We start from the raw sequence: 25,700 nt of genomic DNA on the forward strand, positions 1-25,700 counted from the left end.
AAATTTATTTTGTAATAAACAATTCGCTTATTACGTTAGTGTTAATATCCTCTCAATAACCAATTATAAAATGCCGGAAAATCAGTATTCCATTGCTTTTCATTATGCTTGGCCCCTGGCATGATCACAGTAGGGATGTTATTTTCGTTGATGCCTTTGGCTTGAATTATCTCCACCATTTTTTGCATATCTGATACCATCGTCTTATCCTCGCTATCGCCGCAAACAAAGTAAATACGGGATTTAGAAGACAGTTTTGACTGCTGCGCATATTGGTAAATATCGGGCGCTATCCAAAATGCAGGTGAAAATACCCCGGCATTACCGAAAATATTCGGATATTTCAATATCGCATACATAGCGATCAAGCCTCCCATTGAGCTGCCAGCAATTGTTGTATGCTGTGCGTTCTTTTCAGTGCGGTAATTGGCATCAATGTAAGGCTTTAACGTTTTAACTATAAACTCTACATAATCATCACCTCTTCCTTTGCCATATTTAGAATTGTAAGGATCGTACTCCATGATCCTGTTCTCGCCGCCATGGTCTATTCCTACAATAATGCTTTCATCTTTTGCAGGTAACTTATCCATAATTTCATCAATTTCCCACTCACCATATCCTGATGTATATTCATCAAACAAATTCTGCCCATCATGCATATAGACCACCGGATATTTTTTGCGCGAGGTAACATAATCAGCAGGCAAATAGATCCATACCCTGCGCTTCCTGCCTAATTGTGGCATATCAAAATTTTCGCTGGTAATATGCACATTGGCACTTGCCGTATGTTTTTTCGGTTCCACCGGATGATTGTCTTTCCAGCCTTGAACATTCATAACTATAATGGTATCATGTGCAATAATTACATCCCGATTGGCAATATCCTTACCAGACGATTCACTCTCCACACTTTCCCAACTGCCTTTGGTAATTTTAAAACTGATGTTACCTTTTGGTAACATTTTAACCAATTGATATCGGCCTGCTAAATCAGGTTTCATTTTCCAGGCAGTATCGGCAGCATTCCAGTTGTTAAAATCCCCGGCTAAAAATAAGTTTTGAGTCGATGCTTTTACTAACGACACTTTATCTGTAATAAATGTAACTCTTGCCTGGGCAAATGCTATTGCCTGGCAGAGTAAAAGAACAAACACAAATAAAAATATTTTTATCATTTTGCTATTTACAAAAAAGGCCCCGAAATCGGGGCCTTTTAATAAAGAGAATATATTATCTATCCTTAATATCAGTATAATCCCGGTCGGTGGCACCAGTATAGATCTGTCGCGGACGGCCAATTGGTTCCTTGTGCTCCTTCATTTCTTTCCATTGCGCAATCCATCCCGGTAAACGGCCAAGAGCAAATAATACCGTGAACATATCCGTAGGAAAACCTAAAGCGCGGTAAATAATTCCAGAATAAAAATCAACGTTTGGATATAATTTACGCTCGATGAAATATGGGTCCTTCAAAGCAACTTCTTCCAGTTTCTTGGCTATTTCCAATACCTCATCATCAATACCTAATTTCTCTAAAATATCATCGCAAGCTTTTTTGATGATTTTAGCACGCGGATCAAAGTTTTTATAAACACGGTGACCAAATCCCATTAAACGGAACGGATCGTTTTTATCTTTCGCTTTGGCGATCCATTTATCGGTATCACCACCATCTTCCTGTATTTTTTGCAGCATTTCGATAACTTCCTGGTTAGCGCCACCGTGAAGCGGGCCCCACAAAGCAGATATACCGGCAGATACCGAAGCATAAATATTTGACGCCGATGAACCTACAATACGCACAGTTGATGTAGAGCAGTTTTGCTCGTGATCAGCATGTAGTATTAACAAAGTATTCATGGCACTTACTATAACCGGATCAATATCCACAACCTCTGTACGCTGGCCAAAAGTCATGTTCAGGAAGTTAGTTACATAATCGTATTTGTTTTGCGGATAAATGTAAGGATGACCTAATGATTTTTTATATATCCATGAAACTATCGTCGGCATTTTAGCTAATACCTTAATAATACTAAGGTTAAGCTCTTCAGGCGTTTGGTTTTGCTTTAACGATTCAGGGTAAAAAGCAGATAGTGAGCAAACTAATGAGCTTAATTGACCCATTGGATGTGATTTTGACGGAAACCCATCAAAAAACTTTTTCATATCCTCGTGAACAAGGGTATGGTGGCTCAAATCAAAGTTGAAAGCTTTTAATTGTTCTTCTGTTGGTAATTCACCGTAGATTAACAAATAAGCAACTTCAATAAAGCTTGATTTTGCAGCTAATTGTTCGATTGGGTAACCGCGGTATTTCAATATACCCAATTCACCATCTAGAAAAGTAATTGCACTTTGTGTAGCGCCGGTATTTTTGTAACCAATATCAAGCGTTACATAACCGGTTAAGTCTCTAAGTTTTGATATATCAATGGCTTTTTCACCTTCTGAACCCTCGATTATAGGTAGATCGTAGGTTTTATCGCCAATATTCAGTTGAGCTGTTTCTGACATAGATGTATTTGTATGACGCAAATGTAATAAAATATGCCTGTAAATATCTGCGTTCAAACATACTTATTGTAAAAATTTAACTGATTATTTTTTACAAATGACTTTTAAACTAGTTAGAACGGATAGCCTCAACAGGGTTAAGCCTTGACGCCGAATATGCCGGAATAATACCCGAAATAATACCAATACTTACCGACATGCCAATACCCCATACAATATTGCTCATATCCAGTACTATTTTTACATCAGCGATAGCTTTTAGAGCAAATGTGCCTAAAAATACTACACCAAGCCCTATCAATCCGCCTATAAAACATAAGGTGATCGATTCGATCAGGAATTGCAATAGTATAAAATAATTTTTCGCGCCCAATGATTTTTGTATACCTATTATGTTGGTACGTTCTTTAACAGATACAAACATGATGTTGGCTATACCAAAACCGCCAACCAATATTGAAAACCCGCCAATAATTGCACCCCCGATGTCAAGTACGCCAAATAATTGGTCTAATCCGTTTGTGAGTATAGTAGTTTGATTTAGTGCAAAACTATCATCCTGATTAGGATGTAATCTCCTGATTGACCGCATTAACTGGTGTAATTCACTCACCAATTGCTCGGATGTAATGCCTTTTTTACCACGTACCACAATAGTTGGCTGATAATTATCACTTTGTACATCAACAACATTTTTGGCGAAGTTTATCGGTACCAAAACGCTTTTATCGTCGCTATTGCCAAGCATATCGTCCCCTTCTTTGGTAAATACTCCTATAATAGTGATCTGCCGGCCCATCACTTTAATTTGTTTACCGGAGGCTGTACCTCCGGGAAAAAGATCCTGAGCAATATCATATCCAATTACCGCCACCGGCGCGCCGGTTCTTGATTCGATATCAGTAAAATATCGGCCTTCGGCTAAGTCAAAATTCCAAACCTTATTATGATCCTGTGACACAGCGTTTATGGTTGCACCGGATACCGTATTGCTTTTATATTTTATAATTCTGCTATCTATGTTGATCTCGTAAGAAATGCCGTCGGCATCTGTAACACGCTTTTGCAACTGATCAAATTCACGCAGGCTTGGTTCTGGTCGCTGCATATATTTCCACCAGGGGTAATCGCTGTCTCCAACAGCCCACGGCCATTTGCCAATGTATATACTGTTATTACCCAGCTTATTAACGCTTTCCTGCAAATTATTACGCAAAGTATCAACTGCGGAAAACACCGCTATAATGGTAAATATACCAATGGTAACACCCAATAGTGAAAGCATGGTACGCAGCTTATTTTGCCTTAATGCATCAAAAGCGAATAAGAAGCTTTCCCTAAAGAGTTTTAAAAATAGCATAGTGTTTTGGCTGATCTGGTTTTTAGACGTTTATACGACCGTTAAGTTACAGTAATTTTTATTTTATATTAGTGAATAAAACAATCATTAATGCTATTTGTACTTAAGGTTGCAATTGTATAAGATAATTAGTGAAATATCCAAAAGCAATCGATGCAAATCATTAAAAAATCACTACATTTGCACCCTGAAAATTCATATAGATAAGCATGAAATTATCTCAATTCAAATTTAATTTACCAGAATCATTAATTGCAAATACCCCTTCAGAAACCCGCGATGAAGCCCGTTTAATGGTTTTACACAAGGACTCGGGTAAAATTGAGCACAAAATATTTAAAGACATACTGGATTATTACGATGATCAGGATGTGATGATCTTAAACAATACAAAGGTATTCCCTGCCCGTATGTATGGCAATAAGGAAAAAACCGGCGCTACTATTGAAGTTTTTTTGTTGAGAGAGCTTAATAAAGAATTACGCCTTTGGGATGTTTTGGTTGATCCGGCACGTAAAATACGTGTTGGTAACAAGCTTTATTTTGGCGATGACGATTTGCTAATTGCCGAAGTTGTTGACAATACCACTTCTCGCGGCCGTACTATCCGTTTCTTATTTGATGGCACTGATGAAGAATTTCGCCGCAATGTGGAGATATTAGGTGAAACTCCGTTACCAAAATATATAAAACGTAAAGCTACTGCCGAAGATAAAGAGCGCTATCAAACCGTTTTCGCTAAACACGAAGGCGCAGTTGCCGCCCCTACTGCCGGGTTACACTTTAGCCGCGAGTTAATGAAACGACTTGAACTAAAAGGTATTGATTTTGCCGAGGTTACGCTTCACGTAGGTTTGGGCACCTTCCGCCCTGTAGAGGTTGAGGATTTGACCAAACACAAGATGGATTCAGAGCAATTCATTATTGAACAAAAACAAGCTGACATTGTAAACCGTGGTATAGAACGGAAAAAGCGAATTTGCGCAGTTGGTACAACATCTATGCGTGCTATTGAATCGTCAGTATCCGCAAACAAAACGCTTAAAGCAGCTAACGACTGGACCAGCAAATTCATTTTCCCGCCATATGATTTTAGCATTGCTAACTCAATGGTTACCAATTTCCACACACCTGAATCAACATTATTAATGATGATCAGCGCGTTTGGCGGTTATGAACATGTAATGAATGCCTATGAAGTTGCCGTTAAAGAAAAATACCGCTTTTATAGCTATGGCGATGCCATGCTAATTATCTAATTAGATTTGATATTAGATGAGAGATTTGAGATTATTCAAATCTCTCATTATTTAAAGCCAATCTCCATGAGTGCTTCTGATCTCAAATCTCAAATCTCAAATCCTGAATCTAATTTCGCAATAATTGTTGCCGGCGGTTCCGGCACCCGTATGCAAAGCGCGTTACCTAAGCAATTTTTATTGCTTAACGGATTGCCTGTTTTAATGCATACCTTACAGGCATTTCATTCGGCAGAATCAAAACCACAATTAATTTTAGTACTGCACCCGGATTATCATAATCATTGGCTGGAGTTGTGTAACAAGCATAATTTCACTATTCCGCATCAATTAATAAAAGGTGGCAAAACCCGCTTTCATTCTGTTAAAAACGGGCTAAATATTATTGACAATAAAAATACCGTAATAGCTATACAAGACGCTGTACGACCTTTAACTTCAGGAAGCATAATAGATAACTCCTTTAACTATGCAACGACTTATGGGAACGCTATAACGGCAGTTAAAAGTCGCGACTCGATCAGACAGATGCAGGGAAACCACACCGTAAATTTATTGCGTGAACATATTTACCTGATACAAACTCCACAAACCTTCCGGTTCGAGATACTTAAAAAAGCTTATGATCAACCTTTCGATCCAAAATTTACAGATGACGCCAGTGTGGTAGAAAGCTCCGGCGAAAAGATACACCTGATTGATGGGAATTATGAAAATATCAAACTAACATTCCCGGAAGATATCGCTATAGCCGAAGCTTTATTAAATAAAAAGCCATTTGCCTGAAGCAAATGGCCTAATAATTTTATTGAGTATACTCAAGCCCTTCTAATCAAACCTAAAAGTAATGCGATAATAGCTATTACTAATAATACGTGGATTAATCCGGTAGCCGAATAAAAGAATACTCCTAATGCCCATCCAATTATCAGGATAACAGCAATGATGTATAATAAACCTCTCATCTTTTAAGTTTTAGTTGATAAATATATAATCATCATTACTAAAATCATTCCAAAAAAAGTGAAAATAAAAAAACCCCGCGAAAGCAGGGTTATTTAGCTAAAAAAGTCTCAACTAATATTCGTCTTCGTTAAAAAAGAAGTCGTCTTTGGTCGGATAGTCCGGCCATATTTCTTCAATGTTTTCGTAAGGCTCACCATCGTCTTCAAGTGCCTGCAGGTTTTCAATAACCTCTACGGGCGCGCCTGAACGTATAGCATAGTCAATCAATTCGTCTTTTGTGGCAGGCCAGGGTGCATCTTCAAGGTGAGATGCTAGTTCAAGTGTCCAGTACATATTTTATTTTTATAATAATTACACTAAATTACTTTTTCGCAAAAGTAATTTATTTTTAAATTGAATATCAATATTTTTTTTCACATTTTCAAATGCGCGGAATCCAAATATTTTCAGGTACCGATTGTTCATTTCCTACCTTACGAGCTAAAGTGAACAGGTAATCGCTCAATCTGTTCAAATAAATGTTCACTTTTTCATCCACATGGCTGTCCTCGGCTAAATGAACAGTTATGCGTTCTGCCCTACGGCAAACACATCTTGCAATATGGCAAAACGAAATGGTATTATTACCACCCGGCAAAATAAAATGTTTTAAAGCTGGTAATATATTATTCATCGCATCCATTTCCTGCTCCAACAGCACAATATCTTCATTATGCAAATCAGGAATTACCATTTTTGATTTTTCAGGATCAGCAGCTAAAGAAGCACCAATGGTAAACAACCTGTCCTGTATTAATTTCAATATCTCCTTGTCGTGTTCTGTTATTTCCTGATCACGTATCAAACCAATATACGAATTTAGCTCATCTACAGTACCATAACTTTCAATACGCAGGTGGTGCTTAGGCACACGCGTGCCTCCTATCAATGAAGTTAAGCCTTTATCCCCGGTTTTAGTATATATTTTCATTAATTAAACACACATTTGTGTTGCTTTAAAATTTAAAAGTACGCTTTTAAACTATTTAAATTAAACCTGTTTAAATATAAAGTGTTATACCTTAATTCGCTATATAAATCATGAGATCTATCATACTAACAACCAGGTTAATACTTATTTTACTTTCGGCAACATTATTATTAAATGCCAAATGCCATAGCACGCCTATTAACTATGATGCTACCAACATGCCTGTTATTAAAAAAACACCTGTAAGCAGTTTTTTAAGTGAGGCCGAGTTTAACTCCTTATTTCCAATGCATGATAAATTTTATAGCTATGCATCATTTATAAAAGCTATTAACGAATTGGGGGACATCAAAGTAAAGGTTACTCGCAGATCAACCTCCATCTTTCAATTCATACGTACAGATGAAGTCACCGGTAAATCAACCATCGTACGCCAGGATGCTGATTGGACTGAGACATGGGCAAAGACAAAACCTGACACCTCTTACATCATTGATTATGGGGCTTTTTGTAGCGGAAGCAGCCTGCAGTTGGATAAAAAGGAATTGGCCGCATTTTTTGCTCAGATTGCTCACGAAACACGTCATGGCGAAGATGGTAAATATAACGATGGCTTAATGTTTACCCACGAATTAAATACAGCTTTAACTTACATTGCTGATAATGACGACTATCCTGCCGTTAAAGGCAAAAAATATTATGGTCGCGGACCTATGCAATTGAGTTATAATGGAAATTATGGCTATGCATCCACTTGTATTTTTGGAGATAAAAACGTGTTATTGAATGATCCGGATCTGGTGCAAAACGACCCAGTTATAGCGTTTAAAACCGCTATTTATTTTTGGATGACACCCCAATTGCCAAAACCATCTGCCCATGATGTAATGACAGGCATATGGCAGCCCAGCGCTGCCGACAAAGCCGCAGGACGCACACCTGGATTTGGTATGACTGTAAATATTGTTAACGGATTAATAGAGTGCAACAAAGGCGACAATATTCAAAGCATGAATGACCGAATAGGTTACTATCAGCACTTTTTAAAATTGATGGGCGTAAGCGATCCTAATTGCGCTTGTAGTTGCGGTAATATGAAACCATATACCCAGCAATAGATATATCAATTAATGTAAAGCATAGTGCCTAATGCGGTTTAGGCCTTCGTCCAGTTCATAAACTATGGGCACCCCAGTTGGGATCTCTAATTTGGTAACGTCTTCATCTGTAAGGTTATCGATATATTTGATGAGTGCCCTTAAACTATTACCATGAGCGCAAATGATTGTTTTTTGATTTTTACGCATCGCAGGCACAATTACCTCGTTCCAGTAAGGCAACACACGCTCCATGGTTTCGCTTAAGTTTTCAGTTAGTGGCAACTCACGTTCAGTAAGGTCTTTATAACGAATGTCTTTTCCGGGATAACGCTCATCATCCTTGGTGATTGGAGGCGGTAACGAGTTTGGGTCGCGTCGCCATAAATGCACCTGCTCTTCGCCGAATTGTTTAACCGTTTCGTCCTTATTCAACCCTTGCAAAGCACCGTAAAAACGCTCGTTCAATCTCCATGATTTTTGAACAGGAATCCACAAATGATCTAATTCCTCCAATAAGATATGTAATGTTTTTATTGATCTTTTTAATACCGAACAGAATCCTGCATCAAAATTATACCCATTCTTTTTGAGCAATTGCCCTGCAAGCTTTGCCTGTTCCATACCTGCGGGTGATAGGTCAACATCGGCCCAGCCTGTAAAACGGTTCTCTAAATTATAAACACTTTCTCCGTGGCGTATTAGGACAAGTTTTTGCATACCTATTTAACATTAAAGGTAAGTATCAGTTTGTGTTAAATTGAACGGAATGATTTAAATCATTTAATTAGATTTGCGCATTGAAAGATTTTAAAAAATACTATGTTCTTCCGGCCACGCCCGAAGAAATATATACGGCATTAACTAACCCGCTAACCATTGAATTATGGACAGGCGAGTCAGCTGTTATGTCAACTGAGATTGGTTCAGAATTTTCTATGTGGGACGGCAGCATTGTTGGTAAAAACCTGGAGTTTGAAGAAAACAAAAAGATCGTTCAGCAATGGTATTTTGACGGACAGGAAGCTGAATCGATCGTTACCATTAAACTTCACCCCGACAAAAACGGATGCTCTGCCGAATTAAGGCATACCAACATACCGGATAGCGATTATGAAGATATGACCGAAGGCTGGAGCGAAGCTTATTTTGGATCACTATTTGAGTTCTTTAGCTTATAAATCCATTTAACTCATCTCTACATTTCCACAAAAATGCACTTCAATGCCTAAACCATCCATTGCTGCTGCTTTAATTCGGCAAGCCTTGTGTGCTTGTTCCTTACTATCAGTATAAACCACATGAATATGGTTTGCCTGGTGCCTTGCCATCAATTGGTCTCTGGATACTCCATCTAACACCGCATGCATAATTGGCCATTGCGGTGTTGTTAGCTGCCAGCGACGCTCTGTTTCCTCGTCGCTCAATTTAACAGCCTCACCCACCCCAAGATCGCAGTGGAGCTTATCGTTCATCACATATACCCTGCTCCAAACTAAACTCCCCGGTTTACTTACACCTTTTAATGTTCCTCCGCCCATTTTAAAATACATCGGCGGTTGGCGATCGCTGCTCGCATCTTTATATCCATTGGCAAAATGCGCAGCAGGCACAGCCCCTGATATCAGGAAAACCCAAACAAAATCATCAATACCTTCACCTTTATAATGCTCACCCCACCTGATGTCGTGCAGCGTATTTTCGCCGGACATTCCAAGTTCATTCCAGAGACGATAAGTTAGCAGCGTATCAATTCCTGCGCATTCGTCAACTTCGTTAAAATGCGGCAATGCTTTACCCGGATATAACTCCCTACTGTTTTCTGAATATACCGGTGGGCGTTCTGCATTATTTAATAAGCCTTCGACTAAATCGCTGGCTGGTACTAAATCTTTTAAACCCTGCTGATATTGTATACCGATAGTATCGCAGCCAAAATCATCAGCTATCCGCATTGCTGCAATGTACATTTTACATTGTTCAAGCGTTTGTCGTCTGGTTAATTCGGTATCGCCGTTGTTGCCCCAATTAAAACTCATCCCTTCATTTAGCAACCACTTTAAAACATCTTCAGCTTCTTCATCTTTAACCTGAAGCATTCGTGCATACAATGTAGATTGACTCAATCGCTCCTTAAAAATACCCGTAGTATGTAATAAATTATCAGGCACTATAGCATTGTACATCCCCATGCACCCTTCATCAAACACCCCCATAATTGCCTTATCATTCTTGAATCGGGCAGCGAAGTCAGCACCAGTTTGATGTTCATCTGTAGGTATTTTAATTAAATTAAAATCCTTAACGTGCCCCTGATCATGTTTTAATTTACCAGTATTTAACCATTCGGTTAAACCTTCCTTAAAAAATGCATCTGCAAAATTTTCACTCCATAAAGTACTGTAAGCAACGCTGGCTTTTGTTAATGAGCCGTTCATATTTAACATCCCGACCAACCCTGGCCATTGGCCGCTCCAATTGGCTACCGTCATTATCGGGCCTTTGTGGGTTGTTAAGCCGGCCAAAACATGATGAGTATATTGCCAAACACTTTCAGCAACAATTAAAAGAGCATCAACCGGTATATTTTTAAACACCTCAATACCCATTCGCTGCGAGTCAATAAAACCGTGTTTCTTTTCTTCGTCGTATTTATGAGCACGGATTACAGTCCATCCTTCTTGTTCTATTGCTTTATTAAGCATAGCTTCCATTCCAGCCTGAGCAGCCCAGCAGTTTTGATTTGCCGACAAACGTAAGTCGCCGCTGCAAACCAGGTAAACTTGTTTTTCTGATTGTATCATGAGGTTATAATTGGTAATTTATGTATATTGTTAAAGAACGCCCTTTGCCAGATATTAAACAAAGATGTATTCCTTAACGCATGAAAACAGATAGGTTTTTTGCTATTTTATGCAATATTTTATCATAATTCCTTAGTTATTATTTTGACGTATTATATATAATTTAAGTATTTTAACGCAACGCTTCCATTTATCAGTTAAACAGAAACGTGCTTTATTCCGATCTCATCACATAATAGATTATACCTATCATGTAAAGCATCAATATCACTTTCAATTTTGGAATTAAAAACACTAATATCATTTCTACGGGTAAAAGTTGTTATATCCATACCCCTTTTTTTGAGGTAATATTTTGATACTGTTGGATAAGCATTATGCATCACATCCATATTATCAATGAAGAACTTCTGCACAATATTTACTTCATCTTTCAACTGTTCATTATCGTAATTATCACAAAGCCAAACAACCAGTTCCGGAAAGAAATTACCTTGTATGCAGGAAAGCCCTGCACAGCCAGCCTTTAACGATGTTACGGCATGGGCCATATAGGCATCGTACAATCCAAAATCATGTCCATTTGTGGCTTCAATTTTTGCTTTTATCTGGTTAATATCCAGGCAGGTGTCTTTATGGTAAGTTACCCTTCCGGTAGCAACTATGCGCCCCAATAATTCCGGGCTGATTAACCTTTTGTAAGGCACGGGACATTCATAAAAACCCATGGGTATATTTTCAGTAAGGTCCAGTAATTTAAATATGTTTGCTTCAAACACTTGGTTGTTTTCTTTCTCGGGGGCCAATAAGCCCGTAATGCCGATTACGGCTTTTACACCTGTAGCATAAACTTTTTTAATAAAATCAGCATGTTGCTGTAAATCTGTACCGAATGTACCTGTAGCTACTACGGGTATCTTGTCGCCGGATATTTTAATAACTTCTTCTATTACCTGAATACGTTCAGTCTCTGAAAGTTCAAACATCTCGCTCGACAAACAATTCGCAAATAAGCCTGCCGCTCCGGATTCTATGTATAGTTCAGTCAATTTTGCTAATCCATAAAAATCGATATCTCCATTATTCTTGAATGGGGTAAGCATTACCGGAATAAAACCCTTAGCTGATTTAGTTGTCATTTTTTAATATTTAAGTAATAATGTTTAAGCGTCTGTTTTTTAATCTTGAAAAGAATGTGCCGGACAAAAAGATGGCAAGCGTTCCTATTACAATTACCATATTGGCATTTAACGGATTCCGGAGATAATAATATTGATCTGGAATTAAGTAGGATAGCGACATCCATATAATAACCAATATACCGATTATCGTGGCTGCCAATGCCTCAATGTTTCCAGTTCGTTTGCTGATGATGCCTAATAAAAACAAACCCAACATCCCACCTGCAAACACACCTGATAACTGCCACCATATATCCAATATGCTCTTCACGCCTATCATAGTTATGCCGCATCCCATTCCCGCCAAGCCAAATATCACAGTAAGGATATGTAAGGATTTCAGCGTTTGTTTAGAACTTTCATTAGCTTTAAAATATCTTTTATAGATATCTTCTGAAAAAACAGTCGCCGATGAGTTCATCCCAGAGCTGATCGTACTCATTGCGGCAGAAAGGATCGCAGAAATAATTAACCCAACCAGGCCGGTTGGTATCATGGTAACCATAAAATGTGGCATTACCTTGTCGCCATAATCCGAAGGCAGCAACGTTGAAGCCAAGTGATGTATATTTAGCGATGACGCACCTGCTCCTAAACGTTCTGCGGCAACCTGCAGCTTAACAGGTTGTATCATAGCCGGATTTACCTGATAATAAGCATACAAACAAGCACCTATAACAAAAAAAAGAAAAGATGCGGGTACGTAGATCCAAACGCACAACCAAACTGATTTAGAGGCTTCTTTTACAGTTTTAGCCGTATGATAACGTTGTACATAATTTTGATCCATACCAAAATTATTCAGGTTAATAAAAAAACCATACAACAACACTACCCAAAAGCTGGCTTCTGTAAAATTAGGCACAAGGGTACCGAGACCAAATTTGTGATCTTTCTGTCCTATTTCAATAATTTTAGATATACCTCCCGGCATATTGCTTACTACTAAATAAATAATAAGTAAAGCACCAAGTGTTTTTAATATGCCCTGTACAACCTCGGTCCAAATTACGGCTTCAATTCCTCCAAGTACAGTGTAAATAATAATGCAGATACCAGTAACCGTCATTATCGCTTCCATGCTATAACCTGTAAGTGCCTGCAACGTTAATGAAATACCAAAGAATATAGAGCCTATTCTGGCTAATTGCGTAAGCAGGAAACAAACAACAGCATAGGTTCGCGCCCAAGACCCAAAGCGTTTTTCTAAGTTGGTATAAGCAGAAACCTGGCCTGTACTACGATAAAAAGGTACAAAATATTTGGCTGCAACCCACGCTGCAAACGGCATAGAAATACTAAATACAAAGGCATTCCAATTACTGCCAAATGCTTTGCCGGGTACACCAAGAAAGGTGTTGCTGCTTAAAAACGTGGCGTAAATTGACATTCCAATTGCCCAGCCAGGTATCTTACCAGATGCACTGGAATATTGCTCAGGGTTTTTATTTTTACGTGAGAAATATAGCCCCACGACTATCATACCTATAAGGTAAAGTGCAATAATAACCAGATCAAGTATTGGAAGGCTTTTCATAACAGGATTACTTATAATGCAATTCCATTACTGAAATCCCGTCATTATAAATTAAGATTGATAATTAGTAGAAGACAAATCTATTTTAAAAACATACCAACGCTGTTTAATATTTTCGCCATAATCTGTACGATATTATCACAATTGGAATTACTACCCTTTACGAAATGTAGTTACTGGTTAAAAGCAAAAAAGCCTGCTTTTTACAAAGCAGGCTTTAAATAAATGTTATATCTTATATTAATTATTGTACCCCCACATTGGTGGCACATCATCTGGTTTGCTTCCCCAGTTTTTATTAGGTTTTTCACCCATTATAAAATCTATTTTACCACCACTCATAATATCTTGTTGGGTGATGTAGGTTTTACGATAAGCTACACCATTTAACTTTACAGATTGTATATAGCAATTTACAGGCGAGCTGTTGCTTACTGTTACAGTAAAGGTTTTACCATTGCTTAATTGCATCACAGCGTTTTTTAGTATTGGCGACCCAATAGCGTAAATTCCATTAGCAGGATTTACCGGGTAAAAGCCCATTGAACTAAAAATATACCATGATGACATTTGCCCACAATCTTCATTACCCTGGTAACCTGATGAAGAGTTATTGTATAATTCATTCAAAACTTTAGCTACGTAAAATTGAGTTTTCCACGGTTGGCCTGCATAATCGTATAAGTATGCAATATGATGGCTTGGCTCATTTCCATGTGCATATTGGCCTATAAACCCTGATGCATTTCCGTTTACATCTCCTGGTTTGTTAGCAAGTGTAAAAAACGTATCCAATTTAGCTACAAAAGCCTGTTCGCCACCCATTAATTTAATTAGGTCAGGAACATTTTGTGGTACATACCAGGCATATTGCCAGGCATTAGCTTCTGTATATGGACTACCGCCATTGCCCCCGTAATCCAACGGATTAAATGGGGTAACCCAATTACCATCCTTATTTTTTGCCTGGAAGAAACCCGTTTGCGGATTGTACAAATTCTTATAAAAGGCCGATCTTTTCATAAAATGCTCGTAATCGGCTGTTTTTCCTAATTTTTTAGCCAATTGCGCAACACACCAATCATCATAAGCCATTTCGACCGTAATTGACACTGACTGCGATTCTATATCTTCAGGAATATAACCATATTTTTCCCATACAGTAAAAGGCGAACCGGGGTGGTCAGTAGTTGATGAAGCTTTTACTGCTTCATAAGCTTTATTAACATCTATACCTGGGATGCCTTTTAATATCGCATCGGTAATTACAGGAATAGCGTGGTTGCCAATCATGCAATAATTTTCATCGCCCCATAATTGCCAGATAGGTAAATAGCCATAAGTATCATATTGCCTGATCATGCTATTAATGAATGCGGCAGATTTCGCAGGCTGGATAAAAGTGTAAAGTGGATGTGCCGCCCTGTAAGTATCCCATAAAGAAAATGTAGAGTAATGGGTTTTATCCGGAGCATTACCAATAGTCAGATCAGATGTTTGATAGTCGCCGTTTACATCCGCAACATTGTTGGGCTGAGTAAAGGCATGGTATAAGCCGGTATAAAATATTTGTTTTTGTTGAAGAGTTCCTTCAATTTTTATCTTTTCCAGTTCTGTTTCCCATTGGGTTTCACTCTGCTTGCTTACCTGGTCAAAATTCCAGCCGGGTAGTTCAGCCTGCATGTTTAAGCGGGCATTCGCCACGCTAACCGGCGACAGTGCTACTTTTACTAAAATTTGCTCACCATCTGTTGTGTTAAAGTTCAACGACGCTCTTAAAGAAGTGCCATTAATTATTGGCATATTTTCCATCTTGCTGCGTCCATTAGCTAAAACAGTACTGGCAAATGGTTTAGAGAATTCAGCATGGAAATATACTTTACGCAATTTAGCCCAGCCTGTTATAATGCGGTAACCTTCAATAGTGGTATTATTAACTACTCTTATTTCGGCACCGATAATACGGCACTCCCAATAAGTTCGTTTTTTATCAAGTGAATGGTTCAAATCAATGATAATATGCGCGCTGTCGCTTTTTGGGAAAGTATAACGATGTAAACCAACATGCGAGGTTGATGTCAGCTCTGCATTGATACCATAATCCTGCAATTTCACCTGGTAATAACCGGGTTTTGCCGATTCATCTTTATGCGAAAAAGCAGAACGGTAACCGCTGCCTGGCACTGTCGCTTTGCCCGGATCTAATTTTACTTTACCCGTTGTAGGCATCAATAAAACATCAAACATGTCGGCTACTCCGGTACCGCTTAAATGGGTGTGGCTAAAGCCCACTATTGTTTTATCATTATAATCATATCCCGATGCCGGGTCATCCGGTGCATCACGCGTATCCGGGCTTAATTGTACAAAAGCAAACGGTGTAGTTGGGCCGGGAAAGTTGCTACCTGAAAGGCTATTAGTATCGACCGCTCCTGTACCTATAAAAGGATTTACATATTGAACTAAATCGACTGTTTTTTTTGTTTGTGCGAATAATAACTGCGTCGAAAGAATAAAAGCAGCTAATAGTGTTTTTCTCATTTATATAATATTAATTAGAAGTCAGTTGCAGTTGATTAATAATCCCGAAAACATTGTTTCTTTTTACGGATAGATGTAATATCTGCGAGGCCAAATATCTTATATTTATTAATATAAATGTTTGTTGCGCATAAAGAAATTTTGTTATAAATAATTTCTTTATGTGGCGCTGTAAGGAGTTATTCTTTTTACAATTGTAGTTAACACTAAACTGTAAAGAACAAAAGCTACAAACACAAAATAGCCAAATTGAAGAGAGGTACTGTTTTGGGTAGCTGTTGTAAGAAAACTATTATGAATATTAAGATTAGAAAGCTGGCTTTCCAATATACCGTTTAAACCTATATAGGTCATTAATATCCCTACTATCATCACGTCAGCCATTGTCCAGTGCCCCGACTCAAATGTAAAATATCTGACTATTTTATTTTCAGCAAATTTCTTTCTGCTCAATATGTGAATACCTGTAAATACCAATCTTAATACCGGGAAAACAATAACAAATACAAGTATAAGCACCCCAACTAACACTGCATCAGCTTTGGGTTGTTTGAGGAGCACTTCAACTATACCTAAAATACTTTTGCTTTGAAAAAACAATACCTGATTATCAAAAGAAACTTTTTGGTCCATCAGTATAAAATTAAGCGTACCGATCCTCGCGTCTACTTCAATTATAGATGTTGTTATGCCAACAGTAATTAATACAAAGGCAAATAAAAGCGACATCACATACAAAATGGCCTTTAAATGATACTGATTACGCAATAACCACCAAATCACCAGTACCGCTAAAAGAAAGCCAAGCATCCCAAATGAATATTTAAATGACGCAATACGGTTGGCAACTAATTGTGCCTTAAGTTGTTGGTCAAACTGTACATTATTGGAAACATGATACTTGTGGTACATAAAACTATCAACAGCCGCAGCTGCAGTTTTTGTACTATCATAGGTTTCTTTTTCCAGCTGGTTTATTTTACTTGTTGCTATATCTTTCAGCCTGCCGGTACTTGCCGGGCTGTTCACTTTGTTAATGATGGTTCGTGCAAATGATGGCACCAATTCTTGTATTTGATTAGTATCGATAAACTTATTAAACGCAAACTTTTTCAGCTTTCCGGCAAAACTGGTTTGCGGCTTATTAATAGTTGCAACAGCCTTGCTAACCAAACTGTGAAGTGCTTGTGATACTTCAGCCTGAAGCGCTTTTTTTTGTTCAGGAGTTATCTTAAAATCATGAACCTGGCTATGCACAACAGTTGCAATCTTATCACGCCACTGATCTACCGAAAATAAGCCAAAAGTTATATTATTGATAGTACTGTAATCTTCTTTGATCTGTTTCCGCTCAGTGGAAAGCGTATGCAATCTAAAACCACAGTAAGCCTCACCGCAAAGCAGGATACCTAACCCAAGTATGACCAAAATATTAGCTATTCCGAATTTCCCGGCTGCCGATTTATGTTGGTGAGTTGTCAATGTTGTTATTGTTAATTTAATTTGGGTTAATAATCTATTTTGAATCGTATGGCGTAATAAATTTCAATATGGTAGAAAGCACCAATCCATATAACACAAAGCTAATGAATATGATATAACCGGGTTGCAAGGCCGTATTATTTGTAGTAATGATAGTTAACTCATTACTTTTGATATTCAGGCTTTGTAATTGGCTCTCTAATAAACCATTCAAACCTATATAAGCCATCAATATTGCAATAACAATAACATCGGCCATACTCCATTTACCCGATTGGAAAGCAAAGTATTTTATAAACCTGTTTTCAGCTATTTTTCTTTTACTTAAAAGATGGATTCCGGTAGAGCTCAACTTCATAATCGGGAACAGGATACTGAACACCAATATTAACACACCAACCAATATGGAGTCGACCTGTGGTTGTTTTACCAATACTTCAACCACATCAAGGATACTTTTACTTTGAAAAAATAACACCTGGTTTTTAAAGATCACATGCTCCCCTAAAAGCACAAAGTCCAGTGATTTTATCCGGGCATCCACTTCTATCATTGAAGCTGTTAAGCCTACTGCAAGTAATATAAATGCAAATAAAAGCGACATTATAAAAAGCGTTGCATGCAGCTCAACCCGCTTTCTGAATACCCACCATAGCATCAAAACAGCTATAATACAACCAAGCATTGCAAATGAACAATCATACGTTATTGTCCTGATATTATCTAATGATGCTGTTAGTTTACTATCAAATTCCTCTGCAGAAGAAACATGATATTTAGCGTACATTTTATTCGTTACCGAATCATTCGCATTAATTGTACTATCTAAATAACCACTTTGTTGCGCCTTTTTGAATTTACCCAAAGCCAATGTACTTAGCTTATTTTTATTTGCGGGGTTATCTATTTTGGTAATTATACTTTTGGCAAAAGCAGGAACCTGCGCTTTAATTTTATCGGTATTTACAAATGTTTTTACTGCCAGCTTTTTAATTTTTCCACCTAATGATTTTTGTGGTTTGTTTACTAAAGCTTCGGCCTTGTTAATTAATGCCAGTATAATTTGTTCAACTTCAGTTTGTAATTCTTGTTTTTGTTTAGGTGTTAAGGTAAAGTGACGAACCTGGTGATTTACAATACCTGCAACTTTATCGCGCCATTGTTCAACCGAAAAAAGCCCAAAAGTAATATTGTTAATATTGGAATAATCCTCCTTTAATTGTTCCTGCTGATCTGAAAGTGTATGAAGCCTATAACCGAAATAAGCTTCACCACAAAGAAGTATGCCCAACCCGAGTATTAACAGAAGTTTTGATACTTTGAAGCGTTTATCAGTAATTGATTGTTGTTTTACGGCCAAATCCGGTTTGATTAAATGGTGGAATGGTCTAATAACTTTAAATTTTTATAAATGTTTGAATCTTTTTAAACACCAAAGATGTAAACTAATAATTCACCTAATTTTTCAAATTATATCAATACTACAAGTGCTGTTTGGTTGTCATAAACATATAGGTTATTTGCTTATCAAATAAAATGAGGCGGTTAATATAATTATTTCCGAAAATTAATCAGCTTATCCTCTGACAATAATCGACTTATTTAAACAGCTTTTACAATAACAATAAGCAAATGAACGATAAATCCCATCATTTCTGATGGGATTTAAATTCGACCTTAATTCATCAACTTAAAATCAGCCTCTTTAACATCTCTCGAATTCGTGCCCACAAATACTTTAAAATCGCCCGGCTCGTAAGTATACTTCATGTTAATATCATAAAAACGCAGATCATTAGCGCTAATGGTAAAGTTAACCACCTGGCTTTCCCCTGCTTTCAGGAATATCTTTTTAAAGTTTTTGAGTTCTTCCACAGGGCGTGTTACTGAACCAACCATTTGGCGGGTATATAATTGTACAACCTCGGTACCATCGTACTTACCTGTATTGGTAACTGTTGTACTAATATGCAATAATTCACCCGGATTAATGGTACTGTTATTGAGCTTAATATCGCTATATGCAAATGTGGTGTAACTTAAGCCATAACCAAACGGATACACCGGATCATTCGATATATCCAGGTAACGCGATTTGTATCGGTCAACAAAATCTCCCTGGTATGGGCGGCCTGTATTTTTGTGACTGTAGTACAAAGGTATCTGGCCTACATCCTGCGGGAAAGTAATGGTAATTTTGGCTGATGGATTATACTCACCAAATAAAACATCGGCGATGGCATTACCTGCTTCAGTACCTGCAAACCAGGTTTCCAGTATCGCATCGGCATTATCATTTTCCCATTTAAGCGTCAATGGGCGACCGTTCATCAGGATCACAACCATTGGTTTACCGGTAGCTTTTAAAGCCTTAAGCATATCTTCCTGAGCTTGCGGGATACCAATTTCGGAACGGCTTGCAGCCTCACCCGACATACCATAGGATTCGCCCACAACGGCTACAATAATATCGGACTTTTTAGCCACATTTACAGCCTCGTCAATCATTTCGTTCGCCGGGCGCGGATCGTTATTTAGCTGATCTGCACCTAAACGTTTGATCAGCCAATCATCATTAGTAATATTGGCTCCTTTAGCATAGTTGATCTGTACCTGGTTGCCGGTCAGTTTTTTGATGCCTTCCAATACACTAACCGATTTCTGCCAGTCGCCTGCCCCACTCCAAGGTCCTATCATATCGCGGTGATCATCGGCCAACGGACCAACTAAAGCAATTGAACCAACTGCCTTTAAAGGCAAAATTCCATTATTATTTTTTAACAAAACGATACTTCTTTTAGCGGCTTCGGTAGCAGCTTCTAAAAACTCGGGTTTCATGATGGTTTGTTGCGCGCGGTCATCATTGCAATAACGGTACGGATCGGCAAAAAGGCCCAATTTATATTTAGCTTCCAATATCCTGCGACAAGCTACGTCAATTTGTGAAGGTTGAATCTTACCATCTTTAACCAGCTTTCTCAAATTATTTAAAAATGCTTCGCCAACCATATCCATATCTATACCGGCATCCAAAGCTATTTTTGCCACGTCATAATCCGTTTCGCCCATACCATGGTGTATCATCTCGTTAATAGCTGTATAATCGGTTACTACAAAGCCTTTAAAACCCCATTTTTTGCGAAGCAGATCAGTCATTAACCATTTGTTACCTGTTGCAGGCACACCATTGATCTCGTTAAATGAAGACATGATACTACCGGCACCGGCATCTACCGCAGCTTTATAAGGTGGCAGATAATCCTGGAACATCCTGCGGTCGCTCATATCTACGGTATTATAATCCCGTCCTGCTTCAACAGCTCCATACAGCGCAAAGTGTTTTATGCATGCCATTACCTTATCGTTATTCAAATAGGTATCTCCCTGATAGCCCTGTACCATTGCTTTAGCGATCTGCGATCCCAACCAGGTATCTTCACCGGATCCTTCAGCAATACGGCCCCAGCGAGGGTCGCGGGCTATATCAACCATTGGGGAGAATACCCAGTTAAGCCCATCGGCACTGGCTTCCTTTGCAGCAATAACCGCGGTTTGCCTAATCATGTCCAGATCCCAGCTTGATGCCAGGCCTAACGGTATCGGGAATATGGTTTTATGGCCGTGGATCACATCATAGCCAAACATCAACGGAATTTTTAAACGTGTATGTTCAACGGCTATTTGCTGTAATTTGCGCACGGCATCTGGAGTGTAGGTATTTAACACAGCTCCTACATTTCCCTTCTCGATATTTTCGTTCACATTTTTACTTACTATCGGTCCGGTAACATCAAACCCAACTGATACCTGGTTCAGCTGCCCTATCTTTTCGTCTAACGTCATTTTTGACATCAGGTTATTGATAAAAACATCCATTTTTTTCTGTTGTGCAGGAGTTACTAACTGTGCAAAAGCACCGCTTCCTGATGCCATCAGCATAAAAAGTAAAATTGATTTACGTAACATATAAGTTTGTAATTGAGCGTTATAATTTAGTTTATTTTGGGCTTTCAAAGTCCATTTTCTTTAATCCTGCCTTTATCTCGGGGCAACTCATAAATAAATTCCAGATCAGGCCACTGCGGTAATTCTCTATCATTACCACAATTGGCCCCTGGTCTATAGCAAGGTATGAGTTCGCATACCAGTTATGCGATTCGCTAAAGGCATCGGTAAAGCCATACTCGCCCCATATCTTATCGCCCAGGTCATAATAAAAATGACGCAGCGCTTTCATCGAGTATTTTGGCGTGTACGGAAATGCCGATAAAGCCGCTGTTGGGGATATTACCCCCAAATCGTTAGTTGGCGAATGGGCGTTATAGCCTTCAAAATTATCACTGGCTGTTAGTCCCCAGCAATTCTCTCCATAACCTTTAAATTTTTTAGGGTTATCAAGGCAATAAGCCTTGTTAATTAAGGTGTGATCTTCATTTTGCTCCCAATAATCGGCGTATTCATCTTTCAAGCCATGCGGGTTAAGCCCCATAAATGAGTATTGCGAAAAGAATAACGGGCCACCATATGGAAAGCCTAAAGGCAATTTATAGCCATAATAGGTGTTCCCGTTTTTGAAGAAACTACCCTGCGCCCAGCCTTTATGATATACCGATGCCGGAACCGGATATCTGGTGCCTGATTCAGCCAATACGTAAGTTATTAGACATTCATTAAACCCATGGATAGGAAAATTCATTGCCCAACCGTTGTTTGGCGACCAGTGCCAATACAACACATCCTGTCCGTCGCGGGTAAACCAGCTCCATTCAACATCATTCCACAGGCTGTTTATCATATTCCTTATCTCGTGCTCTTTGTTATTGTCAGCATTGTAATATTGGCGGGCGCATAGCAATCCCTCAAACAAATAAGATGTCTCCACCAGATCGGCGCCATCATCTTTGCGGCCAAAGGGGATCACCTTGCCGGTTTCCCCATTTAACCAATGAGGGAACGCTCCGTGAAAAGAGTCAGCTCTTGACAGGAAGTGTAAAATTTTAAGCATGCGGTTATCCGCCTGCTCACGGCTTATCCATCTGCGTTCGGTAGCTACGATCATTGCCATAATACCAAAGCCGGAACCGCCTATGGTAACTACTTCATTTCCGTAATTAAAAGATCTGTTGCTACGCTCGCGGGCAAGCCCACTAACCGGGTGACCAAAATCCCAGAAGTACCGGAATGTTTGGCGCTGTACCACATCAAGCAAAGCACTATCAGATAGATTTTTAATGATGCCAACAGGTTTAATACCATCGACAACCGGTTTAATTTTAACCGACTGCGCTCGGCCCAAAAAAGCGAATAATATTAGTATAAAATATATTAGTATTTTTTTCATTTACTTGTTGTAATAGCTATAAGTTAGGGCTGCTAAAGCCTAAATTTTTCATACCGGTTTGTACTTCAGGACAGCTCATGAACAAATTCCAGAGCAAACCGGTGCGGTAATTTTCAATCATGTTGATGATCGGGCCTTCGTCAATCGCCAGGTCTGAAGTTGCAAACCAGGCGTCGTTCAAATCAAAGGAATCATAAAAACCATAAGGCCCCCAGGTTTTATCCCCCAGTTTATAATAAAAAAAGCGCAGGGCTTGTAAAGATTGTGTTGGCGTATATGGCAACGAAGATATAGCCGCGGTAGGCGCAATAACCCCAACATCGTTAGTCGGTGAACTGGCAGTATAGCCGTTATTTTCAATATCGCTTGCGGTAAGCCCCCAGCAATCGGGGCTGTAACCTGCGTTATTATTGGGGTTTGCTACACAATAGTTATAGTTGATGGTGGCGTGCGCCTGGTTTTGTACATCGTACGCAGCATAAGCATCGGTTAAACTGTTTGGGTTGATGCCCATAAATGAGTAATGCGCGAAGAATAACGGGCCACCGCCTGCAGGGCCCAATGGTAATTTAACGCCATAATAAGTACCACCATTCCTCATACTGCCATTGCCTGCCCAGCCATTGTCATAAACTATTTTAGGTACGGAGTGTGTAGTTGAAGATGCTGCCAGCACATAAGTGATCAGCGCTTCATTCCAGCCATTTACCTGCTGATTGGTAGACCATGCATAATCCGGGCTCCAATGCCAAAACAATGTATTCTGACTGTTTTGCCTGAACCAATCCCATTCCACGTTATTCCACAAGGTATTAATATCTGTTCTTAACTGGGTTTCAGCAGCAGATGCACCATTGAAGTATTGGCGGGCAGTAAGTAAGCCTTCCATTAAATAGGATGTTTCAACCAGGTCGGCACCATCATCCTGGGTACTGAAAGGTACTACAGCACCAGTTGCCCCATTTAACCAATGCGGAAACGCGCCATGAAATGTTTGCGCGTTATTTTTTAAAAATGCTACGATAGTTTGCATACGCGTTAAGCCATCGGCACGCGAAATAAACTGGCGGCTGATACCTACAACTATAGCCATAACACCAAAGCCTGAACCACCCGTAGTAACTACATCGCCGGATGTGTTACGTTCACGTGCTAATCCGCTTACCGGGTGGCCAAAATCCCAGAAGTATTTAAAGGTTTGCTGCTGCACCAATGTTAGCAATTGATCATCAGTAATAGTAGGGAACTTATTGGTGGAATCAATAGAAGTGGTTAGGTTAACATTTAATGCGGATTGCAAAGTTCCGCCTGCTGAAGATTTAAGGCTGGTTGAAACAGTAAGTGTATATTTTGTTAGATAAGACAATTTTGGAGGCGAAATTACCACAACGCTGTCGCCATTTTGATAGGCAACAGTATAATTTACCGCTATACCGCCTGATGTTTTAAAAGTAACGTTATTACTTACAGATGAGGGGTTAACAGCTGCGTTAAAAGATAATTTTAAAACCGGTGTGGCATTTACATTAGGATAATTGTAGCCATTGCTTACGCCATTAACCTTAACCCCGCTAAAACTAAATGAAGTGGGTGATGGCTGGGGAGTTGCATCAGCGCCCCTGGCGCTTTTTGAGCACGAGTTTAACCCGGCGAGCGTAATAAATAATAAACCAATATTGAAATATTTCATGCCTTATATGCTAATTATCTGAATGGCCACCAACCTAATGTAAGTGTAAAATGGCTGCCCGGCTTTCGCCGGGCAACCCATGAGAAACAATTATTACCTTCCAGTTTTTTCTAAACTGTATAAAGCGGAGGCTTGTGTTGATGACAGGGCAATATTATATATCCTCACCTGATCAATCACACCATTAACACTGGCTGCCCAGGGCTGTGAAGCAGAACCGGCAGTAAGTGAGGGATTAGTTTGAAATTGCAATGTGCCAAAAACCATCTGACCAACTTTCGACCAATCCAGCGGGCCAAATGTTTTAACAGTGTTAGAACCTGCTGAAGCACCGTCATAATAAACAGTTACAGTTTGTGAAGTTGCATCATAAGTTACGATGATCTGTGTCCAGGTATTCCATGGTTTGCTTACAGTATAACCGCCTTCCCAGGCATCAGTGCCCGCCGTTGAAGCACTTTTATCGTATACATGTACTTTAAGTACTCCTGTGGTGGCCGTGCCGCCATTATCAAAAAAGATGTCAAAATTTCCCCAGAAATTTTGCGTGTGTGCAACACTAACAATACCTGCTGCTCCTGTATTTAATGGCATATTTACCCAAACACTCACAGTAAAACTTTGAAGGCTTTTTACAGCCGGCGGTGTATTAGTAACCATATAGCCTGTTGATGATACTTGCAAACCCTGGCCCGATAAGCCGGCGCCAAATGTTGTAGCAGTAGATACACCAGTCGTAGCTGACAGGCTATCGGCTAGTGAACCGCTGAAGGGCCAAAAGGCAACCAAGTTTGAAGTAGCGATCTCTTTTGAGCTGCTGTAACCATTATAAGTAGGCAATGGCTTGGCAGGCGCGTAAGTTTTGGGATCAAACTTTTTTTGGCATGATGATAGCCCGGCAAATATTATCGTTGCTATCATAAGTATAAATATCTTTTTCATTACTGAT

The 25,700-nt window shown here is 39.0% G+C and carries 21 protein-coding genes; 4 read left to right on the forward strand and 17 right to left on the reverse strand.

All coding sequences use genetic code 11. The features are described 5' to 3' along the window. Positions 1-41 precede the first annotated feature (41 nt). From ACYZ0U_RS12785 to ACYZ0U_RS12795, 3 genes are all read right to left on the reverse strand, one after another. Complete coding sequence (locus ACYZ0U_RS12785) at positions 42-1,181, reverse strand: alpha/beta hydrolase (RefSeq protein ID WP_461452820.1); 1,140 nt, start codon at positions 1,179-1,181, stop codon at positions 42-44. Between the two features lie 55 nt (positions 1,182-1,236). After that, the gene (locus tag ACYZ0U_RS12790) at positions 1,237-2,523 is read right to left on the reverse strand and encodes a citrate synthase (protein WP_461452822.1); all 1,287 of its coding nucleotides are present in this window, start codon (positions 2,521-2,523) and stop codon (positions 1,237-1,239) included. A gap of 109 nt (positions 2,524-2,632) precedes the next feature. After that, the gene (locus ACYZ0U_RS12795) at positions 2,633-3,883 is read right to left on the reverse strand and encodes an ABC transporter permease (protein WP_461452824.1); all 1,251 of its coding nucleotides are present in this window, start codon (positions 3,881-3,883) and stop codon (positions 2,633-2,635) included. 209 nt (positions 3,884-4,092) lie between these two features. Between ACYZ0U_RS12795 and queA the strand changes: the two genes are divergently transcribed. Both queA and ACYZ0U_RS12805 read left to right on the forward strand, forming a co-directional pair. Continuing rightward, on the forward strand, positions 4,093-5,142 hold the full coding sequence (gene queA, locus ACYZ0U_RS12800; protein WP_461452826.1) for a tRNA preQ1(34) S-adenosylmethionine ribosyltransferase-isomerase QueA: 1,050 nt from the start codon (positions 4,093-4,095) through the stop codon (positions 5,140-5,142). Positions 5,143-5,208: 66 nt separating this feature from the next. Next, positions 5,209-5,928, forward strand: a complete 720-nt coding sequence (locus tag ACYZ0U_RS12805; protein WP_461452828.1) for a 2-C-methyl-D-erythritol 4-phosphate cytidylyltransferase — start codon at positions 5,209-5,211, stop codon at positions 5,926-5,928. Positions 5,929-5,960: 32 nt separating this feature from the next. Here ACYZ0U_RS12805 and ACYZ0U_RS12810 read toward each other — a convergent pair whose 3' ends face one another. The 3 genes from ACYZ0U_RS12810 to ACYZ0U_RS12820 all read right to left on the reverse strand — a co-directional run bounded on the left by ACYZ0U_RS12810 (position 5,961) and on the right by ACYZ0U_RS12820 (position 7,078). After that, positions 5,961-6,107: a lmo0937 family membrane protein gene (locus ACYZ0U_RS12810; RefSeq protein WP_158995895.1), complete on the reverse strand. Its 147-nt coding sequence runs from the start codon at positions 6,105-6,107 to the stop codon at positions 5,961-5,963. A gap of 112 nt (positions 6,108-6,219) precedes the next feature. Continuing rightward, positions 6,220-6,441 carry a DUF2795 domain-containing protein gene (locus ACYZ0U_RS12815; protein ID WP_002996718.1) on the reverse strand — a complete coding sequence of 74 codons (222 nt, stop codon included), beginning with the start codon at positions 6,439-6,441 and terminating at the stop codon, positions 6,220-6,222. Between the two features lie 88 nt (positions 6,442-6,529). Continuing rightward, positions 6,530-7,078 carry a cob(I)yrinic acid a,c-diamide adenosyltransferase gene (locus ACYZ0U_RS12820; RefSeq protein ID WP_461452832.1) on the reverse strand — a complete coding sequence of 183 codons (549 nt, stop codon included), beginning with the start codon at positions 7,076-7,078 and terminating at the stop codon, positions 6,530-6,532. Positions 7,079-7,188: 110 nt separating this feature from the next. Between ACYZ0U_RS12820 and ACYZ0U_RS12825 the strand changes: the two genes are divergently transcribed. Continuing rightward, positions 7,189-8,196 (forward strand): chitinase, encoded by a 1,008-nt coding sequence (locus tag ACYZ0U_RS12825; RefSeq protein WP_461452834.1) that lies wholly within the window; start codon positions 7,189-7,191, stop codon positions 8,194-8,196. Between the two features lie 9 nt (positions 8,197-8,205). On the opposite strand, the gene gpmA is transcribed toward ACYZ0U_RS12825, so the two are convergent. Then, on the reverse strand, positions 8,206-8,895 hold the full coding sequence (gene gpmA / locus ACYZ0U_RS12830; protein ID WP_461452836.1) for a 2,3-diphosphoglycerate-dependent phosphoglycerate mutase: 690 nt from the start codon (positions 8,893-8,895) through the stop codon (positions 8,206-8,208). A gap of 80 nt (positions 8,896-8,975) precedes the next feature. Between gpmA and ACYZ0U_RS12835 the strand changes: the two genes are divergently transcribed. Beyond that, positions 8,976-9,356 carry an SRPBCC domain-containing protein gene (locus ACYZ0U_RS12835; protein ID WP_461452838.1) on the forward strand — a complete coding sequence of 127 codons (381 nt, stop codon included), beginning with the start codon at positions 8,976-8,978 and terminating at the stop codon, positions 9,354-9,356. A 6-nt stretch (positions 9,357-9,362) separates the two neighbouring features. On the opposite strand, the gene ACYZ0U_RS12840 is transcribed toward ACYZ0U_RS12835, so the two are convergent. The 10 genes from ACYZ0U_RS12840 to ACYZ0U_RS12885 all read right to left on the reverse strand — a co-directional run bounded on the left by ACYZ0U_RS12840 (position 9,363) and on the right by ACYZ0U_RS12885 (position 25,693). Beyond that, positions 9,363-10,979 carry a fucose isomerase gene (locus tag ACYZ0U_RS12840; protein WP_461452840.1) on the reverse strand — a complete coding sequence of 539 codons (1,617 nt, stop codon included), beginning with the start codon at positions 10,977-10,979 and terminating at the stop codon, positions 9,363-9,365. Between the two features lie 197 nt (positions 10,980-11,176). Beyond that, positions 11,177-12,118 carry a dihydrodipicolinate synthase family protein gene (locus tag ACYZ0U_RS12845; protein ID WP_461452842.1) on the reverse strand — a complete coding sequence of 314 codons (942 nt, stop codon included), beginning with the start codon at positions 12,116-12,118 and terminating at the stop codon, positions 11,177-11,179. A gap of 10 nt (positions 12,119-12,128) precedes the next feature. Then, on the reverse strand, positions 12,129-13,697 hold the full coding sequence (locus ACYZ0U_RS12850) for a sodium:solute symporter family protein (RefSeq protein WP_461452844.1): 1,569 nt from the start codon (positions 13,695-13,697) through the stop codon (positions 12,129-12,131). 240 nt (positions 13,698-13,937) lie between these two features. Further along, complete coding sequence (locus tag ACYZ0U_RS12855; RefSeq protein ID WP_461452846.1) at positions 13,938-16,238, reverse strand: GH92 family glycosyl hydrolase; 2,301 nt, start codon at positions 16,236-16,238, stop codon at positions 13,938-13,940. A gap of 159 nt (positions 16,239-16,397) precedes the next feature. Next, entirely contained in the window at positions 16,398-17,720 is a 1,323-nt protein-coding gene (locus ACYZ0U_RS12860) for a paraquat-inducible protein A (RefSeq protein WP_461452848.1), read from the reverse strand. A 34-nt stretch (positions 17,721-17,754) separates the two neighbouring features. Then, complete coding sequence (locus ACYZ0U_RS12865; protein ID WP_461452850.1) at positions 17,755-19,011, reverse strand: paraquat-inducible protein A; 1,257 nt, start codon at positions 19,009-19,011, stop codon at positions 17,755-17,757. Positions 19,012-19,397: 386 nt separating this feature from the next. After that, positions 19,398-21,686, reverse strand: a complete 2,289-nt coding sequence (gene bglX / locus ACYZ0U_RS12870; protein ID WP_461452852.1) for a beta-glucosidase BglX — start codon at positions 21,684-21,686, stop codon at positions 19,398-19,400. A 31-nt stretch (positions 21,687-21,717) separates the two neighbouring features. Then, entirely contained in the window at positions 21,718-23,061 is a 1,344-nt protein-coding gene (locus tag ACYZ0U_RS12875; protein WP_461452854.1) for a glucoamylase family protein, read from the reverse strand. 16 nt (positions 23,062-23,077) lie between these two features. Beyond that, positions 23,078-24,751: a glucoamylase family protein gene (locus tag ACYZ0U_RS12880; protein ID WP_461452856.1), complete on the reverse strand. Its 1,674-nt coding sequence runs from the start codon at positions 24,749-24,751 to the stop codon at positions 23,078-23,080. Between the two features lie 93 nt (positions 24,752-24,844). After that, positions 24,845-25,693, reverse strand: a complete 849-nt coding sequence (locus tag ACYZ0U_RS12885) for a LamG domain-containing protein (RefSeq protein WP_461452858.1) — start codon at positions 25,691-25,693, stop codon at positions 24,845-24,847. Between the last annotated feature and the right edge of the window lie 7 nt (positions 25,694-25,700).

It is taken from the genome of Mucilaginibacter sp., from assembly GCF_965225845.1.
Lineage (GTDB): Bacteria > Bacteroidota > Bacteroidia > Sphingobacteriales > Sphingobacteriaceae > Mucilaginibacter.